This is a genomic window from Bacillus sp. RC251, assembly GCF_044908765.1.
GTDB classification, from domain to species: domain Bacteria; phylum Bacillota; class Bacilli; order Bacillales; family Bacillaceae_G; genus Bacillus_A; species Bacillus_A wiedmannii.
Map to the genome: position 1 here is coordinate 482,348 of NZ_JBIYDP010000001.1, position 23,930 is coordinate 506,277.

Genomic DNA, 23,930 nt, shown 5'->3' on the forward strand with positions numbered 1-23,930 from the left:
CTGATTATTAGTTTACGCCAAATCTTTTTATTGACGTTAATAAATGTAAGCGTTATCATTGAGTTGTTAACAATACATACAAAGGGGAGAGAGTGTATGTTAGTTCAAACGATATTTGGCATGGATAAGTCTAAAAAATTAGGGGATTATGTGAACGCATTACAAGCGCTTTGTGAACAATATAATGTTGAAACAGATAAAATTGCAATTGTTGAGGCGACAGAAGAGTACTATTTATTTTTAGTAAAGCAAGAAGATTGCTACGATGTTGTCAAAGTAGAAACAGTGGATACAAATATCGAATATTATACGAAAGCATATAAAATAAGCAGTTTTAATCATACTGTTTATCAAAAGTAAAAAACTCCCTTTCGGGAGTTTTTTAGGATGCTTTTACTTCGCGGGAATCGGTTATTAAGGGAACTTTTTTCGCACCGCTTAACTTAGCGATTGTAAGGCCGATAATAGCCCCGGCTAATGCTGGTATTAGCCAGCCAATTCCTTCATTATATAAAGGGATAAATTCAAAATATGGTGTGATAAATGAAACTGAAATGCCACCTTGTTTTAATCCGTCAAATACGCTTACGATTGCTGCTCCAATTAAAGCACCTACATAAACAGAACGATATCCACCGAAATATTTATGAAGTAACGATAGTAGGACGAGTACAATTGCAACTGGATATACAACAAGTAGAATTGGAACAGAGATGGCAATAATTTTCGTTAAACCTAAGTTGGCAACTAATAATCCTAATGCACAAATGATACTCGCGAACATTTTGTATGAAAATTTAGTCAATAATGTTGAGAAATATTGACTACACGCAGATACAAGTCCAACACAAGTTGTTAGACAAGCGAGTGTAACGATTAGAGATAATAGAAGTAAACCGTATGGACCGAATAATTGCTGTACGATAACAGTAAGTAATTGTCCACCATTTTGTGCATATCCGAGCGAGACGCTAGTTGCACCGAGCCAGCCAAGTGCACCATATACAAGTACGAGACCAGTAGCGGCAATAAGTCCTGCTTTCGCTGTTGCGATGGCAATGGATTTACGATCCTTCACACCTTTAGAGCGAATGGCATTTACAACGATAATTCCAAATGCAAGCGCAGAAATGGTATCCATCGTTAAGTATCCTTCCATAAAGCCTTTGAAGATTGGAGAAGTTTGATACTCTTGCATTGCTGGTCCTGATTGCCCGAGTGGTGTAAATACACTTTTAATAAATAGTAAGAGAATAGAGAGTAATAAAATAGGTGTTAAAATATTTCCGATGCGATCGACAAGTTTAGATGGATTTAAACTAAGCCAAAATACGATAGCGAAGAAGACGACTGTGTATAAAAATAGTGCTAGGTTACTAGAACGAATTGTTTCTGGTAAGAAAGAACTAACACCCATTTCATAAGCGACATTTGCAACGCGTGGAATTCCCATAGAAGGACCGATTGCGATATATACAACTACAGTAAAGAAAATTCCGAATAATGGGTGAACATGACTTGCGAGTTGTTGCATGCCGTTTCCTGATAAAGAAATTGCAATAACAGTTAATAATGGTAAACCGACTCCTGTTAGTAAAAATCCAATCATTGCCGGCCAAAAGTTTTCACCTGCATTTTGTCCAAGCATGGGAGGGAAAATTAAATTACCTGCCCCAAAAAATAAAGAAAATAGCATAAGACCCGTGAAAAAAATATGTTTTTTTGATACAGTGTTCATTGTTTTTCCTCCTTTTTTAAATTCATTTGTAAGAACACAAAAAACTCGTCCCTAAAGAAAGGGACGAGTTATATTTACCCGCGATACCACCCTAATTTATACATGTAGAAATGAGTCTATATGTATACGGCTTTACAACGTACAACATGATACGTGTTCCTTGTAACGGGGGACAGCCGGTAAGAACTTACTGTAACATTCGGTTCTACTTCTCGGAGATGATTTTCGGTTACGCACTGAACGTTGGCTTTCAGCAAATCGCCAACTCTCTGGAGGACAGTCCTATAACGTACTCGTTCTCGTCAATGAATTTTTATTCAAGTATTCTGACAGTATTGTCACATGTTTTTTTTTGAAAGTCAACATTTTTTTGAAAGATATATTTATATATGGAAATATCGAATGTGATATTCGTTGTTGTAAAGGGAATGGTGAATTGTAAAACGGGAGTAAAAATTTGTAGAGAATTGTAAAACTTATAGAGAAAGTTGATATTTATAGGAGTAAAGAAGGTATTGTTTGAATTTACAGAGAATAATATAACAATCCACTTGCTGGAAAGAACAAACCAAAAGAGGTGACTGGAATGCTTGCGATGGGAGTATTATTTGGCATTATTGCTATAATTGGTTTTATGTGGTTATATTATTCGCGTTCGTTTAAACAAGCAGAAGTTTTACTCTTTCAAAAAGGTAGTTTGTTGACAAATCAGTCTAGATATTTAGTATGTCCGAAGTGTGGAAGTGCACAGGCCAGAAGTGGAGGATATCAAGAGTGTTGCAAAATTAGATTATGAAAGAAGGAAGCCTCACATTATGTTGTGAGGCTTCCTTCCTTACAATTTCATGGCGCTCCAAATTGTCCACCGATCTCTTTCGATAATAGGAGAGATGCTTTGTAATGCGGTCTGGACCTGTTGTAGAAGTTGAGAAAGTTCATGATCTGTTAATTCATATAGAATGGATCGACCTGTTCGAGGTGATAAATCTTGTAGCAATGCTTCTACAGAATCATGTATTTTTCGTACTTCCCATTGTGTTTGAGAGGGGAACACGTGAAGAAAATATTTTTGTAATTCTTGCTGTATCGTGGTGGTTTTTGGCCGCCTTTTTGATTCTATTTCAATGAGTTTTGGAAAGGTAGAGAAAAAATATCCACGAATGTGTTCGGGGCTTCCAGGAATTGTACAATCTTCAATAGTTCGGTCTTGTACAATAAGTACACCGTTTTTCTTTAATATACGAGAAGCTTCACGTAGAAATGCAGGAATGTCTTGTAAATGATGAATCACTGCGCGCGAAATAACAATGTCAAATGTATTATTAGGATATGGGACGTTATGTGCATCACCGTGAATGAATGAAATATTTGGAAAGCCGCTACAATTTTCTTTTGCAGCTTGTAATATTTCTTTTGAAAAATCAAGTCCAATGACATTTTTGGCCCCCATAAGAGCAAGTTCTTTCGTATAAATCCCGCCACCACAGCCGATATCAATTATTTGTTTGTTTTGTATATTTGTAATACTTTTTATCATTTCTCCCCAAGAAATATGGGCGTTTCGCTGTGCGTATGTGTATTTATTATTTGCATCGTGAAAATTAATGGACATGAAGAAGACCTCCTTTCAATACTTAGTATAGCGTATTTTATAGTGTTTCACGTTTTTGTTTTTTATATGAAGAGTATAAGAATTTCTTATTGTAAAAGGAGGATTAAGTTGAAAAGGAAATATGTATTGTTGTTATTTGCTACGTTACTAGCATCTTGTGGTCAAATAGAGCAAAAAAAAGAAACAAAAAAAGTGGAAGAGACGGTGAATGAAGTGAAAGAAACGATAGGGGTAACCGTTATACAAAAAAAACATAAAGAGAAAAAGTTACAGGAATCAGAAGCTAAGTTAGTAATAGACATTATAGATAAAGCGGAAAAACAAGAAGTAACAGGTAGTTTTGGTGAACCGGAATATGAAATGAAAATTAATAGGGGTGGAAAAAAAGAAACATATTATGCATGGCTAAGAGGAGAAGACAGACGAGGATGGATACAATATAAGAAAGCTATGTATATGCTGAATAAAAAAGATACAGAAAAGCTTTTGGCTATATTTCCAAATGTTTCAGAACAAAAAGAAGATGAGATGCAGGTAGGTCCTTTAACGGAAGTAACAAAAAAAGATTTGCAGATTACTGCGTTTCATATTAAAGCAGGCGATCAAAAAGTGAATTATACGGTGCGGTATACGATTTCACATTCACTATACAACAAGTTAGAGAAGGAACAAGAGTATTATTTACAAGTCATTTTCCCAGAAAAAGTTCAAAAATTAATTGGAGCAAAAGAGAGTGAAAAAATTTCAGGTGAAAAGGTAAAGGAAGGGTATAAACAATATGAATTGCATGCTACTGTTCCGGTAAAAGATGCTTCAGAATCACAATTAAAGTCATTAGAAACATATTATGAAAATTATGATTTGAAAATATTAAATAGCAAAAAAGAAAAAATAGGTGTTTTTCAAAATATCATTCAAATTGTTAAAGAGTATGGTGAAAAAATGGATTTACAAAGATAAAATGAAACTTTAATTAGCTCTTACGGATCGAGATGAATGTAAAGTCTATATGACCTTTCCTAGGAAATGATAATAGAGAGGGGAAAACACCCCCTCTCTATTATTTTGCTTTTGCAGATGGCTCATTCATTGATTTTCGTGTAATAAGAAAAGAAATCATAAGAGCGGAAAGGATGACAAGGGCAATAAATACGTGATTGGGCAACAAATCTAATAATAATACGTAACTAACGGTATAAAAAATAAGAGTTGAAGCTAAAAACGATAGAGCGCCTATTATGAGAGATTGTAAATTCATTTGCAAACACCTCCTTATATTTATATTTTTGGCTAAAAATGGATTAAATAAACATTATTTCTAACGATAGAAAAAAATATGTCATAATAGAGAAAAGAATAGTTTTGATGAATAAATATGATTCATTAATGAGAGATAAAGGAGAGGAATATGAAAAATAATAAAAAAGGATTATGGGGAATTATTGTTGCAATAGGGCTATTTTTACTTTCTAAGTTAAAGTGGGTATTTGCAATTTTTAAACTAGCAAAGTTTTCAACGGTATTTAGTATGTTTCTATCACTTGGTGCATACGCGGTTATATATGGTTGGAAATTTGGGGTAGCGCTCATTTATTTGTTGTTTATTCATGAAATGGGCCATTTATGGGCTGCGAAAAGAAAAGGTATACCAACATCGCCAGCAATATTTATTCCATTTATGGGTGCTCTTATTGGGATGAAAGAGATGCCGAAAAATGCAAAAGATGAAGCTTACATCGCCTATATGGGACCTCTTTTCGGATTGTTGTCATTTTTACCTGCGATTCCACTTTATATAATAACGAAAGAGCCATTTTGGGCATTAATTATTTTACTTGGAAGTATGATTAACTTCTTTAACTTGATTCCGGTTTCTCCATTAGATGGTGGACGAATTATCTCAGTTGTAAGTACAAAGATTTGGGGAGCGGGTCTTATTGTATTGCTCGGTTATGCCATTTACTTTAAAAGTATTTTGGGAGGATTTATTTTTATTATCGGCTGTATGGAATTATATAGAGTAATAAAGAGAGATGAGCCAATTAAGGAATTAGGATATAGAATTGATGGAATGAAAGAATATGTTGCAAGACTTGAAGAGGAGTTAAAAGAAACAGGTGCGGTGCATCGAAATATATATATGATGCAACATGAAATGAATATATTAAGGCAAAAAGAAAGAGAGAAAGAATTAAAAGTAGGAGAACTTCAAAAGATTGAAGTGTTAGAGCATCTTTTACCAAAGTTTGAGCCGCTTGATTACGTTCCATATGAAGATGAAAAAGAAACGCATACAATTCATATAAGAGAAGCATTTGAAATGTCAGAAAGAAAATTACAGGAATGGGAGACAGAAAAGAGACAACAGGAAAACTATTATAAAGTTGATATGAAAACAAAATGGACAGTCTTTGCTTGTTATATCGGATTAATGGCTATACTCGGTTACACAGCTTATGAAGGGTACATTGTTTTACAAGAACATTTACCAACGAGAAATGTATAGAAAAATATTGTCGAAATGATAGGAAGAATTTATACAGGAATTATATTTCTACGAGAGAATGTTACAAGTATAGTCTTACATTGTAATATCTTTAGTAGAGAAGGAGTTCTGTATATGAAGAAATTGTTAATTGTATTCGGGATTATTAGCGTAATGATCATTGCGAGCTATAGTCTTATGAAATTGCTATTACATTATGCGAATAAGCCTGCTGAGGTAAGTACAATAGCTCAAATAGAAGATGTGCAAGAAGAGACAAAAGTGCTAGATTTTATTCGTATGACGCATGAAAGTTATAATAATTCCTTAAATTACGGTAAAGCAGAGAATTATACAGAAGGGGACTGGAACCAATTTAAACAATGGTTTCAACAACAAGAATCGTCTTTAAAAAATATACATACAGAAATAAAGAATGAAAAAATAAAACGTGATGTAAATAGAAGCTATGAAATTGTAAAAAAAGGTGTGGAACTTCAAAATATTGAGTATGTAGTTTATGCACATCGTGTATACCATGACTTAGATATTATTGTAAATAAATATAGAGGTGAAACGAACATCTGGGGGTATACAGAGTTTGGAGATGGAAAAGATATAAGGGTAATTGAACAAGCTATACAGTCCAAATAATAAGCTAGCTAGAATTCTAGTTGGCTTATTTTCTTTTGTAAGTGCAATGTTCATATATTATTCACAAAAACACCGTGTTAATAGTGATTAAAATCACAATATGTACTATACAATTCAGTTAAACTAAAAACAGTTAAGGAAATAGAGGAGTGGGATACAATGTTAAGTGCAAAAACAATTGAAATCGTAAAGTCAACAATACCATTATTACAAGAAAAAGGTGTTGAAATTACAACGAGATTTTATCAAATTTTATTTTCGGAACATCCGGAGTTATTGAATATTTTCAACCATACAAATCAGAAAAAGGGAAGACAACAACAAGCGCTAGCGAATGCTGTTTATGCAGCTGCAGCGTATATTGATAATTTAGAAGCTATTATTCCAGTTGTAAAACAAATTGGTCATAAGCATAGAAGTTTAGGTATTAAAGCAGAGCATTACCCGATTGTAGGTACATGTTTACTACGTGCAATTAAAGAGGTCGCAGGTGCACCTGATGAAGTTTTAAATGCATGGGGAGAAGCTTATGGTGTCATTGCTGATGCATTCATTAGCATTGAAGCAGAGATGTATGAAGAAGCGGCACATAAAGAAGGTGGATGGAAAGATTTCCGTAAATTTGTGGTTGTTAAAAAAGTGAAGGAAAGCGACGTTATTACATCATTTTATTTAAAACCTGAAGATGGTGGGCAAGTTTCTTCATTCATCCCAGGACAATATGTAACGATTCAAATAAATATAGAAGGTGAAACGTATACACATAATCGTCAATATAGTTTATCAGATGCTCCTGGAAAAGAATATTATCGTATTAGTGTAAAGAAAGAAAAAGGTGTAGATACACCGGACGGTAAAGTATCTAACTACTTACATGGTCATGTAGAAGAAGGGGATATGTTACCAGTAAGTGCACCAGCAGGAGATTTCGTATTAAATATGGATTCAACATTACCAGTTGTGCTAATTAGTGGTGGAGTAGGTATTACACCAATGATGAGTATGCTAAATACGTTAATTGAACAAAACTCAAAACGTAATGTATGTTTTGTTCATGCAGCGATAAATAGTAATACACATGCAATGAAAGAACACGTTGAGGCAGTAGATAATGAATACGAACAAGTTAAAGCATACACTTGCTATTCTGCACCAACTGAAAAAGATTTGGAAATGAAGAACTTTGATAAAGAAGGTTTCATTGAAGCTGAATGGTTACAAACTATTATTCCGACAACGGAAGCAGAATTTTATTTCTGTGGTCCCGTACCATTTATGAAGCATATAAATGCTGCATTAACTAATTTAGGTGTGGAACAAGAGCATATTCATTATGAATTTTTCGGTCCAGCAGCAAGCTTACAATAGATGAAGTTTGAAATAAGTAAAAACGAGGTATTATTTTACCTCGTTTTTTATTTGTTCCCGTAACAGCCGATTTACCGTTTCACGGCGTATACCTATGAGTTGACCGATTTCAGTTTGTGTTAATATTTCATATATAGGAATGTCACCTAAATATAGTGTGAACCATTCTTGTAAACGATGTAGACGTTCTTTCGGAGAGACGGTTGTCAATTGATCGATACGCTGTTGCATCAGTCTTAATTTTGATTGTAGTTGCATAGCAATATTTGCATATGATGCAGGATTTGCCTGAAGTTGATCGTACCATTCATTACTAATTATAGGTTCAACTTCTGTTTTCATTAAAGCGATTGCTGTACCGTGATATTCCTTCGGTGAAATTAAAGAATGGTGAGGTATCGTTTCACCTGGAACGATAATGTTGAATAGAAATGGTGTTCCATCTTCTTCTATCCGTACTACTTTTAATAAACCTGTTTTTATAAAATATAAAGGACCGTCCTCGCCTTGACGGAATAGTACATCTCCTTTGTGTAGAATCAATGTTAGCCCCCCATTTAAACATTTATATTTCTTCTATTTTAGCGTATATGTATAAAGACAATATGCTTTTAAACAGCAATTTCATTGACGAAATATATGCTATTACAGTAGTATACTATTTAGTGTGTAATAGTACTAGCAATGAATACGCTGTAGGGGGTTTAGTATATTGTTAGATGCGATAAAAATGACGGATATGAGAATTCCGGCGAATGCTATCATTCATGTAGAAGAGATGAAAGGTGGAGTCGTGTTATCCGTTGAAGTAGACGGCCAAATTATTTATACGATGGCTTATGATGAAGAAACAGATAGTTATGCTGAATTATATGATCGAAACGATAAGAGGGCGTGCCAAGTACATGAGGATTTTATGGGATGGTCACTTCTTCACTAAAAAAGATGTCAATATGACATCTTTTTTTATTAAAACGATAGAATATACAAAGAAATGAAATATAAGGATAAAATTTGTAATAAATGATTTTGCATTGTTAGCACTTTGTAACTGCAAGTGAATTATTTTTTCGCTATCATAAAGATAACAGTCGCAGTTATAGGAGTGGTCAACTTGAAGAAAGTACATATTTCCAATTATATGTTATTATGTGTTTGTTTAATTTTATTTGTTCTCTTAGGAGGATTTTTATATTCATGTGTATAAGAAAAACGCATTCTAAAAAGAACGCGTTATAAAAAAGAAGTAATGATTAATCTAGTTCCGAGAATAATTAATGTGATACGTAATAAATTAATTACGGCATTACCACTTAATTTTGTATTAATATAAGCCCCGATTTTTCCGCCAATCCATGCACCAGGAATAAGAATTAATGCGTAAACCCAGCTGACATTTCCAAGGGAGATGTGAGTTGCAGAACTTACAATTGCTGATAAAAATACGATAAACATCGAAGTTGCTACAGCAATATGTGCTGGGAATGCAAAAAGTAGCATCATTGCTGGAACAAGTAAGGCACCGCCGCCAATTCCAAATAATCCAGATATAAAACCAACTATAAAGGCGATAAAGATAGCGAGAAGCGGTGGAAATTGATAGTGTACAGTGTTTCCTTCGTTATCTGTAAAAGTACGCTTAATTACCGTCATATTTGATAAAGAAAGGGGGTTTAATTTGTCTCGTAACATAAGAAGGATGGAGACAAAAATAAGGAAAATCCCAAAATATAAAGAAAATGTATCTTGGTTTAAAAATTTGTTTGCCCACGAGCCGATGATACCACCAGGGCCACTCCCGATAAATAAAATAAGTCCACTTTTGTAATCTACTCGTTTATGCTTCATATAAGTAAGGGTGGAAGAGAGTCCTGTAAAAACGACTGTTACCATTGAAGTTCCTACTGCAAGTTGTGGTGATAGACTGTGTAATCCGATTAATAACGGAACAATAATAATTCCGCCACCAAGCCCGACTAGACTCCCGACTGTCCCGGCGATTAACCCGATGAAAAGTAACATGATGTATTCCAAAATTTCCAACTCCTCTATATAACTTATCCACCAATTATTATACACGCTTTTTAATAAGAAAAAGGTTTGTTCACAAAAAAGTCGTCTTCCTAGAAAAATAAGGAAGACGACTTTTAATTAAAAGATTAAGTGTAATAAAGCGTAAAATAATGCAGCTAACGAAGCTGAAATAGGAAGTGTAATAACCCATGTAATTAACATGCGTTTTGCAGTTCCCCATTTTACACCTTTCACACGATGTGAAGCACCAACCCCTAAAATAGAAGAAGAGATAACGTGCGTTGTACTAACCGGTAAGTGAATGAATGTTGCGCCGAAAATAACAAGTGATGATGATAAATCAGCAGCTACACCATTTACAGGACGAATTTTCATAATTTGTCCACCGACAGTTTTAATAATTTTCCATCCGCCAACAGAAGTACCAAGACCCATTGCGATTGCACAACATAATTGTACCCAGAACGGGATGTCGTCAGAAGTATGATAGTTATTGGCCATAAGAGCCATCGTAATGATCCCCATTGCTTTTTGTGCATCATTCGTACCATGTGTATAAGCTTGTAATGCTGCAGTGAAAATCTGGAATAAACGGAAGTTTTTGTTCGTTTTCGTTAAATTAAAGTTTTTAAAGACCACTTTAAAAATACTGTATACGATATAACCAATAACAAAAGCGATAATCGGTGAAATGATTAAAGCTTCAAGAATTTTTATGAACCCTTTAAGATTTAACGAGCTAATACCGGCAGCAGCGATAGCTGCACCTGCGATTGAGCCGATAATTGCATGCGAAGAACTACTTGGAATACCGTAGTACCAAGTAATTAAATTCCAAGCTATTGCCGCAAGCAAAGCAGCTAAAATTACAAGAGAACCATTTTGCAAGGCAAATGGATCAACGATATCTTTTGTAATCGTTTTTGCTACACCTGTAAATGTCATCGCACCTAAAAAGTTCATAATAGCTGCCATAATAATTGCATGTCTAGGCTTTAGAGCTTTCGTTGAAACAGCCGTTGCAATAGCGTTTGCTGTATCGTGAAATCCATTGATAAAGTCAAAAGCTAAAGCGCAAATGACTACTAAAACGGTCAGTATCAAGAGTGTATCCATGATCAAACTCCTTACGCGTTCTTCATAATAATTGTTTCTAATACGTTTGCAACGCTTTGGCAGCTATCCGCTACTTCTTCAAGCTCCTCGTAAATCTCTTTGTATTGAATAATCTTAATCGGATCTTTCTCACGAGAGAATAAGTGCTTAATTGCATGACGGCGAATATCATCACATTGTGATTCGTAATCTTTAATCTTAATCGCGTTCGTACGAATGTCGACTAACTTCTTTTTAGACAGTAGTTCAACAGAATTTGCAATCTCAATCGCACATTGATTAATTGCTTCAACGAATTTAATCATGTATTCATCAGCTTCTGTAATAGAATACATTTCGAATAGACCAGCACTATGATCTAATCCGTCTAATACATCATCCATACTCATTGCAAGTTGTAGGATGTCCTCACGTTCAATTGGAGTAATAAACGCTTTGTTTAGCTCCATAATGATTTCGTGAATAAATGAGTCACCTTTTGACTCATACTCTTTCATGCGCATAGAAAACTCTTTTAAATCGCTAGCATTTTTAATTTTATACTCCACGAAAAACTGCGCGCCTTCTTTTAAATTTTCTGAAACATTCATTAACATTTCAGAAAATTTATCTTTTTTTGATTTAAATACCATTATTAGTTACCCCCACAAAAGTAATATATGTAAAATATATTGGCTAATCAATTCTAACAAAAAACTGTCGTTTTTTAAAACATTTTATCGAAAAGTTTACAAAAACTTAACATAACTCTCATTGTTGTATTAATAATATTAATAATCAATAGTGAATATCTTACTTGTAGAATGTCCTTTTCTTGCAAAAAGTATGAATGTGAAAGAAAAGCTTTACACTATAGGAACGACTACGTTATTATAATAAATTTAAAAGGAGGTATATTCTTCCTTTTGAAAAGAAGAGTGTAAACAAACGAAGGAAGTGAACGAATGAAATTGAAGAACACTCACTTAAAAAAAATGCAGGAGTGGTTCAACAAGAGGAAGAAACTTCGTAATTCATTAATTGTATTAGGGAGTTTACTCGCTACTCTATTTGTTGCTATAAATATAATAATTTCCATTCAAGACATATCTGAATTAAAACAAGCTGTTCCGCAACCGACCTTAATTTATGATGCAAATAATGAAGTTGCGACTAAATTAGCTTCTTCTAAAACAGAAGGTATTAAAAGGGGAAATATTCCTGATATTATGGTTCAGGCAATTGTTGCAGTAGAAGATAAGGAGTTTTTTAACCATCACGGTATTTACTATAGTGGAATTATAAGTGCAGTTTTTAAAAATATTACAGCAGGAGAAGTTGTAGCAGGGGGAAGTACAATTACACAACAACTTGCGAAAAATGTATTTCTGACACAAGACCGCACATACTCTCGAAAAATAAAGGAATATTTTTTAACAAAAAAAATAGAGCGTACGTATACAAAAGATGAAATTATTGAAATGTATATGAACCAAATTTATTTTGGCGAAGGTGCTTGGGGTATAAAAAGGGCAGCTAAATCTTATTTTGATAAAGATGTAAAAGATTTAACGGTTTCAGAGGCTGCAACGATTGCTGGCTTGATTAAAGCACCGTCTGCATATTCACCATATAAAAACTTTAATAAGTCAATCGAACGACGTAATGTTGTATTAAGTTTAATGAAAGAGCAAGGATATATTTCTGACGAGCAGTATAATAAAGAAAAAGAGAGCGGTCTTGTGTTAAAACGTGGTGTGGATGATAAATACAAGGGGAAATACTCTCAATATGTAGATTATATTGTTAGGGAAGCTATGGACAAGTACGAATTAACACAAAATGAAATTTTAGCAGGTGGTTATCGTATTTACACAGAGCTTGATCCGAAAAAACAACAGGCTGTAGAAGACGTTGTGAATAATGAGAGTTATTTCAAAGATAATGGCTCAGACCAGCTTATGCAAACGGGTGTAGTTCTTATAAATCCAAAAACAGGTGGTGTACCAGCTTTAGTTGGAGGTAGAGGACCGTATCAGTTTTTACAGTTTAACCATGCAACCCAATTAAAAAGACAACCTGGCTCAACGTTAAAGCCTCTGGCTGTATATGTACCAGCGTTAGAGCAAGGGTATGAAGTATACGATATATTAAAAGATGAACCATTTAATATTAAAGAATATAAACCGCAAAATAGTGATCACACTTTTCACGGTGATGTGACAATGTATGAAGCCGTGGCAAAGTCGTACAATGTTTCGGCTGTTTGGCTATTGGAACAAATTGGATTGGATAAAGGGTTGAAATCTTTAGAGCGATTTGGTATTCCATTAGTGCCAGAAGATCGTACGTATCCAATTGCTTTAGGTGGGATGCATGTTGGGACCTCTCCATTTGTAATGGCTCAAGCATACAGTACATTTGCAAATGACGGTGTCCAAGTGGAAGCTCATGCGATTAGAGAGATACAAAATGCTGAAGGTGAAACAATTGGACAGTGGTATAAGAAAGAGACACGAGTGACGAGCGAGAAAATTGCTCAAAAGATGACATATTTATTAAAAGGTGTTGTCGAAAAGGGAACGGGCGAAAAGGCGAAAGTTAATAATGTTGATACGGCCGGGAAGACAGGAACTACTCAAATTGTAAATGGACCAAGCACTGGTGCAAAGGATTCATGGTTTGTTGGATACACACCAGATTTAGTAGGTGCGATTTGGGTAGGATTTGATAAAACAGATAGCGATCATTATGTTCCAGGGGGGAGTCAAATTACGACGACAATGTTCCGGGATATTATGAAAAAAGCGAATGCCAATCCAGCTCAAAAAGCATTCCAGTTATCGCTCATATCTGAGGCTGATTATAAAAAACAATTGAATACAATAGAAGAGGAAAAACGAAGAAAAGAAGAAGAGAAGAAAAGGAAAGAAGAGGAACAGCAAAGAAAAAAAGAGCAACAAGAGTGGCTCGACAAAGTAAAAGAATGGATTCCTTCACTTTGGTAAAAGAAAGAGGCGAATAACGAAATTCGCCTCTTTTTCGTATGAGAAATTAAGTGAACTTTTAATCGGTGGGAAGAGCTGTATCTATCCTTACGAGTTGTTAGCCCATATCAATTGGGATAAATAGTATTACTCGTTAAGTGTAACATTTGTACTGCCAAAGGATTGAGAATCGTATGTGATGATTATTTTTCCTTTACTAATAGGCTCGTAAGGTAATTCTTCTTCGTAAACACCATTATTTTCATTATGGATAGAAAGCATGATTTCATCAATTTCTTTATTTGTATACTGAACTTTAATCGTTTCAGCAATTTGAAGTAACGCTTCGGAACTAGCAGCTTTCGTAATAAGCATTCCTTTTATAACTTTTTTTTCATTATTTGAGGCATTGGAATAAGGGATGTTGCTTTGTTTTGTATACAAAAGTTTGTATGGAACAGTTTTTCTCTCTGCTTTTGATATAGTGGAATATTTTAGAGTTAAAAAAAATCCTACACATAAAATAATGCATACCATAAGAGCAACCCAAATGCGTATTAGTGACATAACTCTCATTTTCATCCCTCTTTCATATCTTTGACTTCACTATTTATCATACAAAATGAGGATTAAGACAGAGTAAATTTGAGGTAAAGAAACGTAAAGAAGGAGCACTTATCCTCCCAAATAAGTGCTCCTTTCTATATAAAGAGAGATTTAATGCACGGTTAAACGATACATATTATTATAAATATACTTATTGATTGAAAATTAGTAAATTCGGAATACGGATAGTGTTGCAGTTGTATCGCCTGTGTTAGGAATAGAAATAGTGTTTGCTGTAGGCTGTACAGCAATCGTTGTACCAGCTTGTAAAGTAACGATTGTAGAGAAAGAAACAGCACTACCGATAACGTTAGTTGAGAAGTTACGATTAGGTGGTTGGCCATTGAATGAAATACCGAATCCGAATGGTGAAGATCCTGGGAAAGTTGTAGACGCTGAGAAACTAATATCATATACGCCTGTTTCTAAAATTGTTAAAGTATCTGAAGTATCGTTGAAAGAGATATTAGTTAATTCAAAAACTTGATTGAATTGGATGTTTGTTCCAGGGGATATAGTTTGTGGATTTGAGTTTCCGATAGCTGCGATAGTTACAGGAATTGGAGTACCCGCTGCTCCTGTTGCGCCAGTAGCACCTGTTGCGCCAGCTGGTCCTTGAGCGCCAACCGGTCCTTGAGCCCCAGTAGCACCTGTTGCGCCAGCTGGTCCTTGAGCGCCAACCGGTCCTTGAGCCCCAGTAGCACCTGTTGCGCCAGCTGGTCCTTGAGCGCCAGTAGCACCTTGAGCACCAGCTGGTCCTTGAGCGCCAGTAGCACCTTGAGCACCAGCTGGTCCTTGAGCGCCAGTAGCACCTTGAGCGCCAGCCGGTCCTTGAGCCCCAGTAGCACCTGTTGCGCCAGCTGGTCCTTGAGCGCCAGTAGCACCTTGAGCACCAGCCGGTCCTTGAGCGCCAGCTGGTCCTTGAGCGCCAGTAGCACCTTGAGCACCAGCCGGTCCTTGAGCGCCAGTAGCACCTTGAGCGCCAGCCGGTCCTTGAGCGCCAGTAGCACCTTGAGCGCCAGCCGGTCCTTGAGCGCCAGCTGGTCCTTGAGCGCCAGTAGCACCTTGAGCGCCAGCCGGTCCTTGAGCGCCAGTAGCACCTTGAGCGCCAGCCGGTCCTTGAGCGCCAGTAGCACCTTGAGCACCAGCCGGTCCTTGAGCGCCAGCTGGTCCTTGGGCACCAGTAGCACCTTGAGCGCCAGCCGGTCCTTGAGCGCCAGTAGCACCTTGAGCGCCAGCCGGTCCTTGGGCACCAGTAGCACCTTGAGCACCCGCTGGACCTTGAATACCTTGAGCACCCTGAGGTCCAGTAGCGCCTTGAGCACCCGCTGGTCCCTGAGCACCTTGAGGTCCTTGAGCGCCAGTAGCACCTGTTGCGCCAGCTGGTCCTTGAGGTCCAGTAGCACCTTGAGCACCAGCCGGTCCTTGAGGTCCAGTAGCACCTTGAGGTCCAGTAGCCCCAGTAGCCCCTGTTGCTCCTCCTCCAAGGCAACCTGACCCGTATTGAACTAGGATAGTTTGGATCTCTGTTATGAGTTTAACTAGTTTGTCGATAGTGCAGCAATCTACTTTAAATAACTTAGCGATATACAATAAATAATTAAGCAAGCTTTGTAGCTCAACGTACAATGCTCCGCATGAGAAAGGTTTTGTTTTTAAAATAGTTAATAGATTAGCGATAATAGAATTTCCAATTTGTTTTTGTGCTGGAGATAAATCTAAGCAATTGAGGAATTTTTGTAGGTTATTTAGGGCAGCAATCAAGTTATCGATATTATTTTGAGAAGGGTTTTGAAAGACAGCTTGAATAGCTTGGCCAAGAGCTTGAAGAAGTCTAACGAATTCTGTAAGTTCGGACTTAGAGATGTTAATATAACTACAAGCTCTGACTTCGCAACAATCATTACCATAAAATACTTTTCCTTTATTTTTATTGTTCATCTTTTCATTCCTTTCTTTCATAGAATCAATAGTCGTTACTATATATTAAAATGAAATTTATACTAAATTCGTGATGGACAAACTACCATTTCTAAAAAAATAAGAAATTGGCCCTCCTAGCAAAAATAAGTAAGATAAAGAGAAGGTTTATATAATGTAAAGACGAAAAATTCAGCATAAAAAACTGCATGCTAATTGTTGTAGGTATTTAACAATTGGCATGCAGTTTGTGGAGGAGTACCTCATTTGTAGTCATTTAATCTTTCAAGGGTTGTTTTAGGTAAAATTGGAATTGAAATAGTGAAAGTTGTACCATCTTGATTACTGGTCATTTTTAATGTACCGTTATGATTTTGAATAATTTTCTTCGTTACTGACAAGCCCAGTCCTGTGCCCGAATCTTTTGTTGAGAAGAATGGATCAAAGATATACTCTTGAATGGCTGTTGGAATACCAATTCCATTATCAGTGAAAGTAATACGAACAAAATTATCTAGACGATAACTAGTAATTTGGATAGAAAGTTTTTTTTCACCTTGAGCATCGACAGCATTCTGAAATAGGTTTAAAAAAACTTGTACAAGTTCATGACGATCAATATGGACTAATACATCATCTAATTCGGTAGAAAAATTATAATCAATTGAAATATTATGTAAAAAGACTTCACTAGCTAGTAACTGTTGAATATACTCACGTAAAAATGTATTAATAGGAAACGGTTCTCTTGTAAATTCGCGTGTTTTTGAAATAGCTAAAAATTTTGTAATAATACTATTTGCGCGGTCTAATTCAGGAATAAGTAAGTTTTCAAATAATTCTTTATTAGATGGAGAAACAGTTTCTTGTAAAAATTGTAAATAACCTCGTACGGTTGTAAGAGGATTACGTACTTCATGTGCAATCCCAGCTGCAATTCGCCCTGCTAAAGAAAATTTCTCTGCATCACGTTCTGTGTTTAAATAATGAAAGACACTAATAACTCTAAAAATCTCTCCGTTATAATCACGAATAATTCGGTTATTTAAAATGCCATAGTTTTTGTCTAAAACTTCTTCATTATATATTTCTGTTCCAGTTCTTAATGTTTCAAGAGCTTTAATTTTTTCTTCTGGCAATTGTAGTAATTGTTGAATTGGCTTTCCGATTATATCATTTCGTACTACACCAAAATCATCTGCTGCAGCTTGGTTACATAAAGTGATATTTCCTTTAGCATCAACAAAGGTTACATGATGTGAAAAAGCATCAAAAATATGAATGAAGTATGTTTCAAGTTGCTCAAATAAAAATAATGAATCGCAAGTAAGTTGAAAATCAGCCTCTTTATTCTCTTTTTTTATGTTTTGAATGGAATGAGTCGTTCTCGTTTTCTTTATTTGTAAACCAATATGTGGATTTTTGTATGTGAAATGATGTGGTAATTGATTCACAAGTTCTTCATAAAAACGTACTTTATTTTCTAATTCTTCTATTCGTTTTTCATGAGATACAATATCATCGTTTGGAAGCATAAATGAATAACCCCTCAATTTAAAAATTCTTCCATCTAGTATATCATATTTTTATACGGATACTCTTAAAGAAGGGGCTACTTAATAAAATTGATTAGCTGAAGTGTTCGGGAAGTGAGTAGAATGAATAGAAGGTGAAGTTAAAAAGGGAGGGATATATTTGCTTTTCATTGGAGTGACAGGGTGGGGAGATCATGATTCTTTATATATAGATCCCTATGAAAATAGAAATAAATTACGAACATATAGTGAGTATTTTCCTATAGTGGAAGTGGATAGTTCATTTTATGCGATGCAACCTGCACGAAACTATACAAAATGGGCAATGGAAACACCGAAAGATTTTGCTTTTATAGTAAAAGCATATCAAGGAATGACAGGACATATGAAAGGTGAAATCCCTTTTTCTACGTTTGATGAGATGTTTGATGTGTACAAACAATCTATTCTGCCTTTAATAGAAGCTGATAAATTAAAAATGATTTTATTTCAATATCCACCATGGTTTGATTGTAAAAAGAAAAATGTGAATTTTCTTCGATATACGAAAGAAAAAATGGAAGGTTTACCGTGTGCCATAGAATTTCGAAATCAAACATGGTTTTATCCCGAAATGAAAGATAAGACGATACAGTTTCTAGAACATGAGAAATGGATTCATACCATTTGTGATGAGCCGCAGGCCGGGATAGGTTCGGTACCTCTCGTATTAGAAGTAACGAATGCAGAGATGGTGTTAATACGTTTTCATGGTAGGAATGTTCATGGGTGGCTTGATAAAGGGGAAAATTGGAGAGCGGTTCGTTGCTTATATCGCTACAACAATAAAGAATTAGAAGAATGGGTAGAAAGACTAGAGCAATTAAAAAAGAAGACAAAGGACATATATGTACTATTTAACAATAATTCGGGCGGAGATGCAGCGGATAATGCGAAACAGCTTATGAAAATGATGAACATTACATATGGTGAGCCGAAGCCTGAGCAATTAAATTTGTTTGAATGATAATAAACAAGAAAGGCACTGTACAAACAGGGGGAATGTACAGTGCCTTTCTATATGAAAAAGAGGGGTAACAATGTTACTGAGCGTTTGGTTGATTCATCAATTGTTGGCTTCGTAATAAATGATAATGGTTATCATTATCATTGTCAATAGTTTTCCGAAAAATAAATAAAAAACTTTTTATGAGACATTAACGGGTAGGAAGATTCCTGATAAAAGGTTTGGCTGAAGCAAAGAAGTTTTTCAGGGGAGAATGCTAGTAAACTCCTAATAAAGTATCAAAAAAAAGAACAGCAATTAATGCTGTTCTTTTCCAGTGACGAATTGTTGTAAATCAAAAGGAGTTATCGCTTGGATAAACTCTTTTGAGATAAGTGTTTGAACAAGAGTACTTTCAGAAATGGAAGCGCCTGTTTTCTTTTCATAAGCTTGTTTTAATAAATCAAGTTTTTCAGCCGTATCTTTCGGTAATTCAATTGTTAATGTGTTCATAATTTCTCCCCCTTACTATTAGAGTACCACTACAATATAGGAGAGACAAGAAAAGAGAATGTGAAACATAAAAAAGGTTACCATTTATAAATGGTAACCTTTTTTATGTATAAGAGTTATTAAGCAATACCGATATACTTTAAAGTTTTTGATGGAGTACTATGATCAAAGAAGTGTTGTAAAAATGCGATATCAACACCTGATTTGTATGCACAATATCCCCAAGTTTTTCGAAGTGTATGTGAGCTAATCCCTTCTAATCCAACTTCTTTTGCAGCTTTGTTTAAAATGTACCATGCATGTTGTCTCGTAATAGATTTCGTTCCTTTTTGAGACTTTAATAATGGTTCATTACGTTTCCAAGTTTTACGTTCTTTCATGTAGTCTTCGATCGCGTGCTGCAAGTCTTCATTTACAGCAAACCATTTATGTTTCTTTACTTTTTCATTGTAAAATAAAATGGAATGGCGAACATTTTCATTTTCATCGATTACATCACTAACTTTTAATTGTAAGATTTCACTTACTTTTAAGCCAGAATTTACAGCTAATACGAATAATAAGCCATCACGTTTCGAAGATTGTAAAAGTATATTTTTGATAGTTTCTAATTGTTTTTCATTTTGAATAGGTTGTCCTGCTTGTTTCATTTCACGCACTCTCCTCATTTATGTGTGTAAAGGAAAGGATTAACTTGTTTCCTACTATAAAGGGAGAGTGTGAATTTCATGTGAACTCCTAGTGAAATTAAGACAAATTATTTGACTTCTTTTACTTTTTGTAAATTAAAGTAGAATACAACACTATTAGTCGTGTTATATACACCGTACTCGGCATGGTGGAGGTCTAAAATGTTTTTTACAATTGATAACCCGAGACCGGTACCTCCAGTATGACGGCTACGAGATGCATCTAAACGGTAGAAACGATCCCAAATTTTTTCAAGACTTTCTTCAGGGATAGGGTTTCCTGTGTTTTCGATTTCGAATTTTACTATATCTTCCAGTTCTATAACGGAGACGTGTATTTTTTCTCCATCTGGCGTATAGCGAATTGCATTGCTAAGTAAGTTCACAACGACTTGCTCAATACGACTACGATTCGCGTTAACGAATATAGAAGAGTCTACATCTACGTTCACTTGTAAATGCTTTTCCTCCATGCTAAATAATAACTTTGTATAGACTTGTTGAATTAATTCACCGATTGAGAATGTCGTCATATCTAGTTTGTACGTACCAGATTCTAGTTTTGCTAATTCTAACATTTCAACAATAAGTCTGTTCATGTTTTCTGTTTCTTCTAAAATAACATCTGTGTAATACGTCGTATCTTTACTAACGCCATCTTTAATTCCTTCTGCGAAACTTCTAATTACACTAAGTGGAGTTTTTAATTCGTGTGATACACCAGAAATGAATTCTTTTCGCGTTTTCTCTAATTGACGTTCACGTTCAATATCTTGTTGTAATTTTGTATTGGCAACATTTAATCGATCGATTCGGTCTTTTAAGTTTACAGATAACGTATTAATACTACCGGAAAGCCCGCCAATTTCATCGTCTGCTGTCACAGGTAATTTTTCACTAAAATCAAAATTGGCCATTTTTTTTGTAACGCGATTCATTTTAATTAATGGTTTCACAATGATTTTTGAGTAGTAGAAGGATAATAAAATAATTACGAGAAATACGATGATTAAGGCATAGACATAATAATCCTTTAAAACGAGCATCGCTTCATTAACAGGTTGTAAAGATGCTATCGCAAAAGCGTATTCTGTAATTTTTCCATTTTCCACAATAGGTTTTACAAAGATACTATTTTTTATATTCTCTCCACCATCTATTATATAAGTGTTTAATTGGTGTGAGTTAGCAGTGCCATTTCTAATAATCTCTGCAAAATATTGAACGGCTTGTAATGTTTCAAAATCATTTGCAAGACGAACATCTGCTTTGGATGGAAGCTGTAACTTAGATACGATACCAGTAAACTCAATTTGAGTCACAGTTTTGGATCGGCTTGTAAGTCTATTTTTAGCAGGGTTTCCATTAATGGATTGAAAATCTGAGTTGACATTTTCGTTTTGCCATCGATTATAGTTTGTTGTCAATTCTAGTGGTGTTATGGTGGAATCTTGTACAAAACCGACGACGTTTATCATCCCATCTTTTTTCAATCCTAAGTTTTCGAATTTATTATATTCTTCTGGCGTTAAAACATTATTGAGTGGAATGGAATATGCTTTATTATTTTTAGGATTAATTACATCAATGTAGAAATTATTGTCACTTTTAATAATGCCGTTCGTATTTAAAAACTGCATTTCAGCATTTGTTTTGTCATGAAATTCTTGTTTTAATTTTCGAATTTCCTCATAAGTTTTACCACTTTCTTCGTAAGTATTTACGAACTTCTCAAAAGCAGTTTGAACTGTTTTTACTTTTTTATTAATGTAAAATTTCTCTAAAAATAGAGATTGTCCTAAGAAAAAAAGGAGGAATATGATTGTAAATAATGTTGATGTTAATAAAAATAGTTTAAAGACGATACTTCTGTTTTTCACTGCGTCACCTCTTGTGAGAAATACTGTAAATGATTTCTTAATTATAACAAACGTTACAAAAAAGTAGAGGAGAAAATCTGTCTCTTCTGAAAGTAGTTTTTAATAAAAAGTCACATAAAAAGAACTCGACAGACGTATGACGAGTTCTTTAATGTATTATTGTTGAATTGCTGCATCTAAAGCGATTTCAATCATTTCGTTAAATGTAGTTTGACGCTCTTCAGATGTTGTTTCTTCACCAGTGAAAATGTGATCGCTTACTGTTAATACAGATAACGCATTTACACCGTATTTCGCTGCTAATGTATAAAGAGCAGTTGTTTCCATTTCTACTGCTAGTACACCATAATCTCCAAGTTTTTTAACCATGTCCATGCTTTCGCGGTAAAATACATCTGCTGTTAAAACATTACCAACACGAACGTGTAAGCCTTTTTCAGTTCCAGCATCGTAAGCTTTCTTTAAAAGGTCAAAGCTTGCAGCTGGTGCAAAATCAAAACCTGGGAATGTTAAACGGTTCATATTAGAATCCGTACAAGCTGTCATTGCAATAATAACGTCACGTACTTTTACGTCTTTTTGAATCGCACCGCAAGTTCCAACGCGAATTAAATTTTTAACTCCGTAGCTTTGGATTAATTCGTTTACATAAATAGAAATAGAAGGTACACCCATACCTGTACCTTGAACAGATACGCGTTTTCCTTTATAAGTTCCAGTGAAACCTAACATACCACGCACGTTATTATAGCAAGTAACGTCCTCTAGAAATGTTTCAGCGATATATTTTGCACGTAATGGATCACCAGGTAATAGAATAGATTCAGCAATTTCGCCTTGTTTTGCTTCAATATGTACACTCATGAAAAGTCCTCCTTATAATGTATTGATAGAAATCAATATCATTTGCATTATACACTATCAATCCTTTCAATTAAAATCTTTTAATTATTTGTAATATGTGCAAAGCAGGAGGATTTCATAAATCATAATCTAGAATATATATGTAAGAAGTTTTGTATAAACAGAGACAATAAAAATGGTAGGTGATATTTTGAAAAATCTTGTCATTGGACTTGTTGCTTTACTATTTATTGTAGTAGGAGGATTTTACATAAAAAAGTATCAGGAAACTACAGAGACTGTAGGTGATGTTCAGGAAGTAAAATGGGATGTGTCAAATGGAAAAGGAAATGAGAAAGTAAATATTTTGTTTCAATTACTAAATAATAAAAATAACGAAGTTCGTGGTGTGAATGATCAAATTCGGGCAGTTATTGTAGACGGACAATTAAAACATGTACAACAAATGAAACCTACATTTGCAGGGAATGGATCATATAAGGTATCTTCCAACATAGCGAAAGATGAAAGATATACAATATTTTTATATGAAGACAAAAACAAGTCTGTGAAATCATTTGCGAAGAAAGATTTTGGGAGAGAAATAGAGGAGAAAAATAAGAAAAAAGTAAAATTTTCAATCGATAGTGTGCTTACAAAAAAAATAGGGGAGTATGAAGTTTCTCTATTATTTGGTGCATTGCATCCGAATGAACCAGCGACGTTAACATTTCAATTCCAAGCGAAAAAGGGTGAGAAATTGAAATTACATTCAGAGAGAGGAGAAGTGGAAGCGCTCTATATCGTGGACGAAACGAGAGAAAACTTTTTATACGCAATACCTGTTGATACAGATGAGCAATTACAATACCGTATTACATTTCCTATAGAAGGAACGTATAAAATATGGGGAGATTTCTATATAAATGGTAAGAAATATGAAAAAGAATTTATTGTACAAGTTCAAAAAAGAAAAAACAGCTAAA

At 34.8% G+C, this 23,930-nt stretch carries 24 protein-coding genes and 1 other annotated feature; of the genes, 10 read left to right on the forward strand and 14 right to left on the reverse strand.

The window, feature by feature from the left end; all coding sequences use genetic code 11:
- Positions 1-21: 21 nt before the first annotated feature.
- The gene (locus ABH961_RS02570; protein WP_165775576.1) at positions 22-360 is read left to right on the forward strand and encodes a DUF3922 domain-containing protein; all 339 of its coding nucleotides are present in this window, start codon (positions 22-24) and stop codon (positions 358-360) included.
- 22 nt (positions 361-382) lie between these two features.
- Here ABH961_RS02570 and brnQ3 read toward each other — a convergent pair whose 3' ends face one another.
- Positions 383-1,738, reverse strand: coding sequence for a branched-chain amino acid transport system II carrier protein BrnQ3 (gene brnQ3, locus ABH961_RS02575; RefSeq protein ID WP_087985517.1), 1,356 nt, complete (start codon positions 1,736-1,738; stop codon positions 383-385).
- 56 nt (positions 1,739-1,794) lie between these two features.
- Positions 1,795-2,053: a binding site (T-box leader), on the reverse strand.
- 271 nt (positions 2,054-2,324) lie between these two features.
- On the opposite strand from brnQ3, the gene ABH961_RS02580 reads away from it, so the two are divergent.
- On the forward strand, positions 2,325-2,534 hold the full coding sequence (locus ABH961_RS02580; RefSeq protein WP_000880630.1) for a hypothetical protein: 210 nt from the start codon (positions 2,325-2,327) through the stop codon (positions 2,532-2,534).
- Between the two features lie 39 nt (positions 2,535-2,573).
- Here the strand turns inward: ABH961_RS02580 and ABH961_RS02585 are convergent, their stop codons facing one another.
- The gene (locus ABH961_RS02585) at positions 2,574-3,350 is read right to left on the reverse strand and encodes a class I SAM-dependent methyltransferase (protein WP_048544870.1); all 777 of its coding nucleotides are present in this window, start codon (positions 3,348-3,350) and stop codon (positions 2,574-2,576) included.
- A 108-nt stretch (positions 3,351-3,458) separates the two neighbouring features.
- Here ABH961_RS02585 and ABH961_RS02590 point away from each other — a divergent pair, with 108 nt between their 5' ends.
- Complete coding sequence (locus tag ABH961_RS02590; RefSeq protein WP_098077908.1) at positions 3,459-4,310, forward strand: YhfM domain-containing protein; 852 nt, start codon at positions 3,459-3,461, stop codon at positions 4,308-4,310.
- A 100-nt stretch (positions 4,311-4,410) separates the two neighbouring features.
- Here the strand turns inward: ABH961_RS02590 and ABH961_RS02595 are convergent, their stop codons facing one another.
- A complete protein-coding gene (locus ABH961_RS02595) occupies positions 4,411-4,608 on the reverse strand; it encodes a hypothetical protein (protein WP_001053356.1) in 198 nt (65 codons plus the stop codon).
- 150 nt (positions 4,609-4,758) lie between these two features.
- On the opposite strand from ABH961_RS02595, the gene ABH961_RS02600 reads away from it, so the two are divergent.
- The 3 genes from ABH961_RS02600 to hmpA all read left to right on the forward strand — a co-directional run bounded on the left by ABH961_RS02600 (position 4,759) and on the right by hmpA (position 7,857).
- The gene (locus tag ABH961_RS02600) at positions 4,759-5,856 is read left to right on the forward strand and encodes a site-2 protease family protein (RefSeq protein ID WP_048544865.1); all 1,098 of its coding nucleotides are present in this window, start codon (positions 4,759-4,761) and stop codon (positions 5,854-5,856) included.
- Positions 5,857-5,970: 114 nt separating this feature from the next.
- On the forward strand, positions 5,971-6,489 hold the full coding sequence (locus tag ABH961_RS02605) for a hypothetical protein (protein WP_098077911.1): 519 nt from the start codon (positions 5,971-5,973) through the stop codon (positions 6,487-6,489).
- 159 nt (positions 6,490-6,648) lie between these two features.
- Entirely contained in the window at positions 6,649-7,857 is a 1,209-nt protein-coding gene (gene hmpA, locus ABH961_RS02610; protein WP_098077914.1) for an NO-inducible flavohemoprotein, read from the forward strand.
- 30 nt (positions 7,858-7,887) lie between these two features.
- On the opposite strand, the gene ABH961_RS02615 is transcribed toward hmpA, so the two are convergent.
- Positions 7,888-8,400, reverse strand: a complete 513-nt coding sequence (locus ABH961_RS02615) for a Crp/Fnr family transcriptional regulator (protein WP_048544859.1) — start codon at positions 8,398-8,400, stop codon at positions 7,888-7,890.
- 169 nt (positions 8,401-8,569) lie between these two features.
- Here ABH961_RS02615 and ABH961_RS02620 point away from each other — a divergent pair, with 169 nt between their 5' ends.
- Positions 8,570-8,797: a hypothetical protein gene (locus ABH961_RS02620; RefSeq protein ID WP_000882907.1), complete on the forward strand. Its 228-nt coding sequence runs from the start codon at positions 8,570-8,572 to the stop codon at positions 8,795-8,797.
- Between the two features lie 293 nt (positions 8,798-9,090).
- Here ABH961_RS02620 and ABH961_RS02625 read toward each other — a convergent pair whose 3' ends face one another.
- The 3 genes from ABH961_RS02625 to ABH961_RS02635 form a co-directional block, all read right to left on the reverse strand.
- Positions 9,091-9,891: a sulfite exporter TauE/SafE family protein gene (locus ABH961_RS02625; RefSeq protein WP_098077917.1), complete on the reverse strand. Its 801-nt coding sequence runs from the start codon at positions 9,889-9,891 to the stop codon at positions 9,091-9,093.
- A 117-nt stretch (positions 9,892-10,008) separates the two neighbouring features.
- Entirely contained in the window at positions 10,009-11,007 is a 999-nt protein-coding gene (locus ABH961_RS02630; RefSeq protein ID WP_048544857.1) for an inorganic phosphate transporter, read from the reverse strand.
- An 11-nt stretch (positions 11,008-11,018) separates the two neighbouring features.
- Positions 11,019-11,639 carry a DUF47 domain-containing protein gene (locus ABH961_RS02635; RefSeq protein WP_000231446.1) on the reverse strand — a complete coding sequence of 207 codons (621 nt, stop codon included), beginning with the start codon at positions 11,637-11,639 and terminating at the stop codon, positions 11,019-11,021.
- 312 nt (positions 11,640-11,951) lie between these two features.
- Between ABH961_RS02635 and ABH961_RS02640 the strand changes: the two genes are divergently transcribed.
- A complete protein-coding gene (locus tag ABH961_RS02640; protein WP_098077920.1) occupies positions 11,952-13,994 on the forward strand; it encodes a transglycosylase domain-containing protein in 2,043 nt (680 codons plus the stop codon).
- Positions 13,995-14,120: 126 nt separating this feature from the next.
- Here the strand turns inward: ABH961_RS02640 and ABH961_RS02645 are convergent, their stop codons facing one another.
- The 3 genes from ABH961_RS02645 to ABH961_RS02655 form a co-directional block, all read right to left on the reverse strand.
- On the reverse strand, positions 14,121-14,549 hold the full coding sequence (locus ABH961_RS02645) for a hypothetical protein (RefSeq protein ID WP_048544855.1): 429 nt from the start codon (positions 14,547-14,549) through the stop codon (positions 14,121-14,123).
- Between the two features lie 195 nt (positions 14,550-14,744).
- Entirely contained in the window at positions 14,745-16,520 is a 1,776-nt protein-coding gene (locus ABH961_RS02650) for a Gly-Xaa-Xaa repeat protein (RefSeq protein WP_404518842.1), read from the reverse strand.
- A gap of 242 nt (positions 16,521-16,762) precedes the next feature.
- Positions 16,763-18,034, reverse strand: coding sequence for an ATP-binding protein (locus ABH961_RS02655; RefSeq protein WP_000937261.1), 1,272 nt, complete (start codon positions 18,032-18,034; stop codon positions 16,763-16,765).
- A gap of 160 nt (positions 18,035-18,194) precedes the next feature.
- Between ABH961_RS02655 and ABH961_RS02660 the strand changes: the two genes are divergently transcribed.
- Positions 18,195-19,040 (forward strand): DUF72 domain-containing protein, encoded by an 846-nt coding sequence (locus ABH961_RS02660; protein ID WP_098078695.1) that lies wholly within the window; start codon positions 18,195-18,197, stop codon positions 19,038-19,040.
- 297 nt (positions 19,041-19,337) lie between these two features.
- Here the strand turns inward: ABH961_RS02660 and ABH961_RS02665 are convergent, their stop codons facing one another.
- The 4 genes from ABH961_RS02665 to deoD all read right to left on the reverse strand — a co-directional run bounded on the left by ABH961_RS02665 (position 19,338) and on the right by deoD (position 22,965).
- Complete coding sequence (locus ABH961_RS02665) at positions 19,338-19,532, reverse strand: DUF3924 domain-containing protein (protein WP_001094854.1); 195 nt, start codon at positions 19,530-19,532, stop codon at positions 19,338-19,340.
- A gap of 119 nt (positions 19,533-19,651) precedes the next feature.
- Positions 19,652-20,182 carry a tyrosine-type recombinase/integrase gene (locus ABH961_RS02670; protein ID WP_000806236.1) on the reverse strand — a complete coding sequence of 177 codons (531 nt, stop codon included), beginning with the start codon at positions 20,180-20,182 and terminating at the stop codon, positions 19,652-19,654.
- Positions 20,183-20,289: 107 nt separating this feature from the next.
- Positions 20,290-22,101: a sensor histidine kinase gene (locus ABH961_RS02675; protein WP_048541883.1), complete on the reverse strand. Its 1,812-nt coding sequence runs from the start codon at positions 22,099-22,101 to the stop codon at positions 20,290-20,292.
- Positions 22,102-22,257: 156 nt separating this feature from the next.
- Positions 22,258-22,965 carry a purine-nucleoside phosphorylase gene (gene deoD, locus ABH961_RS02680; RefSeq protein WP_404518844.1) on the reverse strand — a complete coding sequence of 236 codons (708 nt, stop codon included), beginning with the start codon at positions 22,963-22,965 and terminating at the stop codon, positions 22,258-22,260.
- Between the two features lie 175 nt (positions 22,966-23,140).
- On the opposite strand from deoD, the gene ABH961_RS02685 reads away from it, so the two are divergent.
- On the forward strand, positions 23,141-23,929 hold the full coding sequence (locus tag ABH961_RS02685) for a hypothetical protein (RefSeq protein ID WP_116443084.1): 789 nt from the start codon (positions 23,141-23,143) through the stop codon (positions 23,927-23,929).
- Position 23,930: the final 1 nt, after the last annotated feature.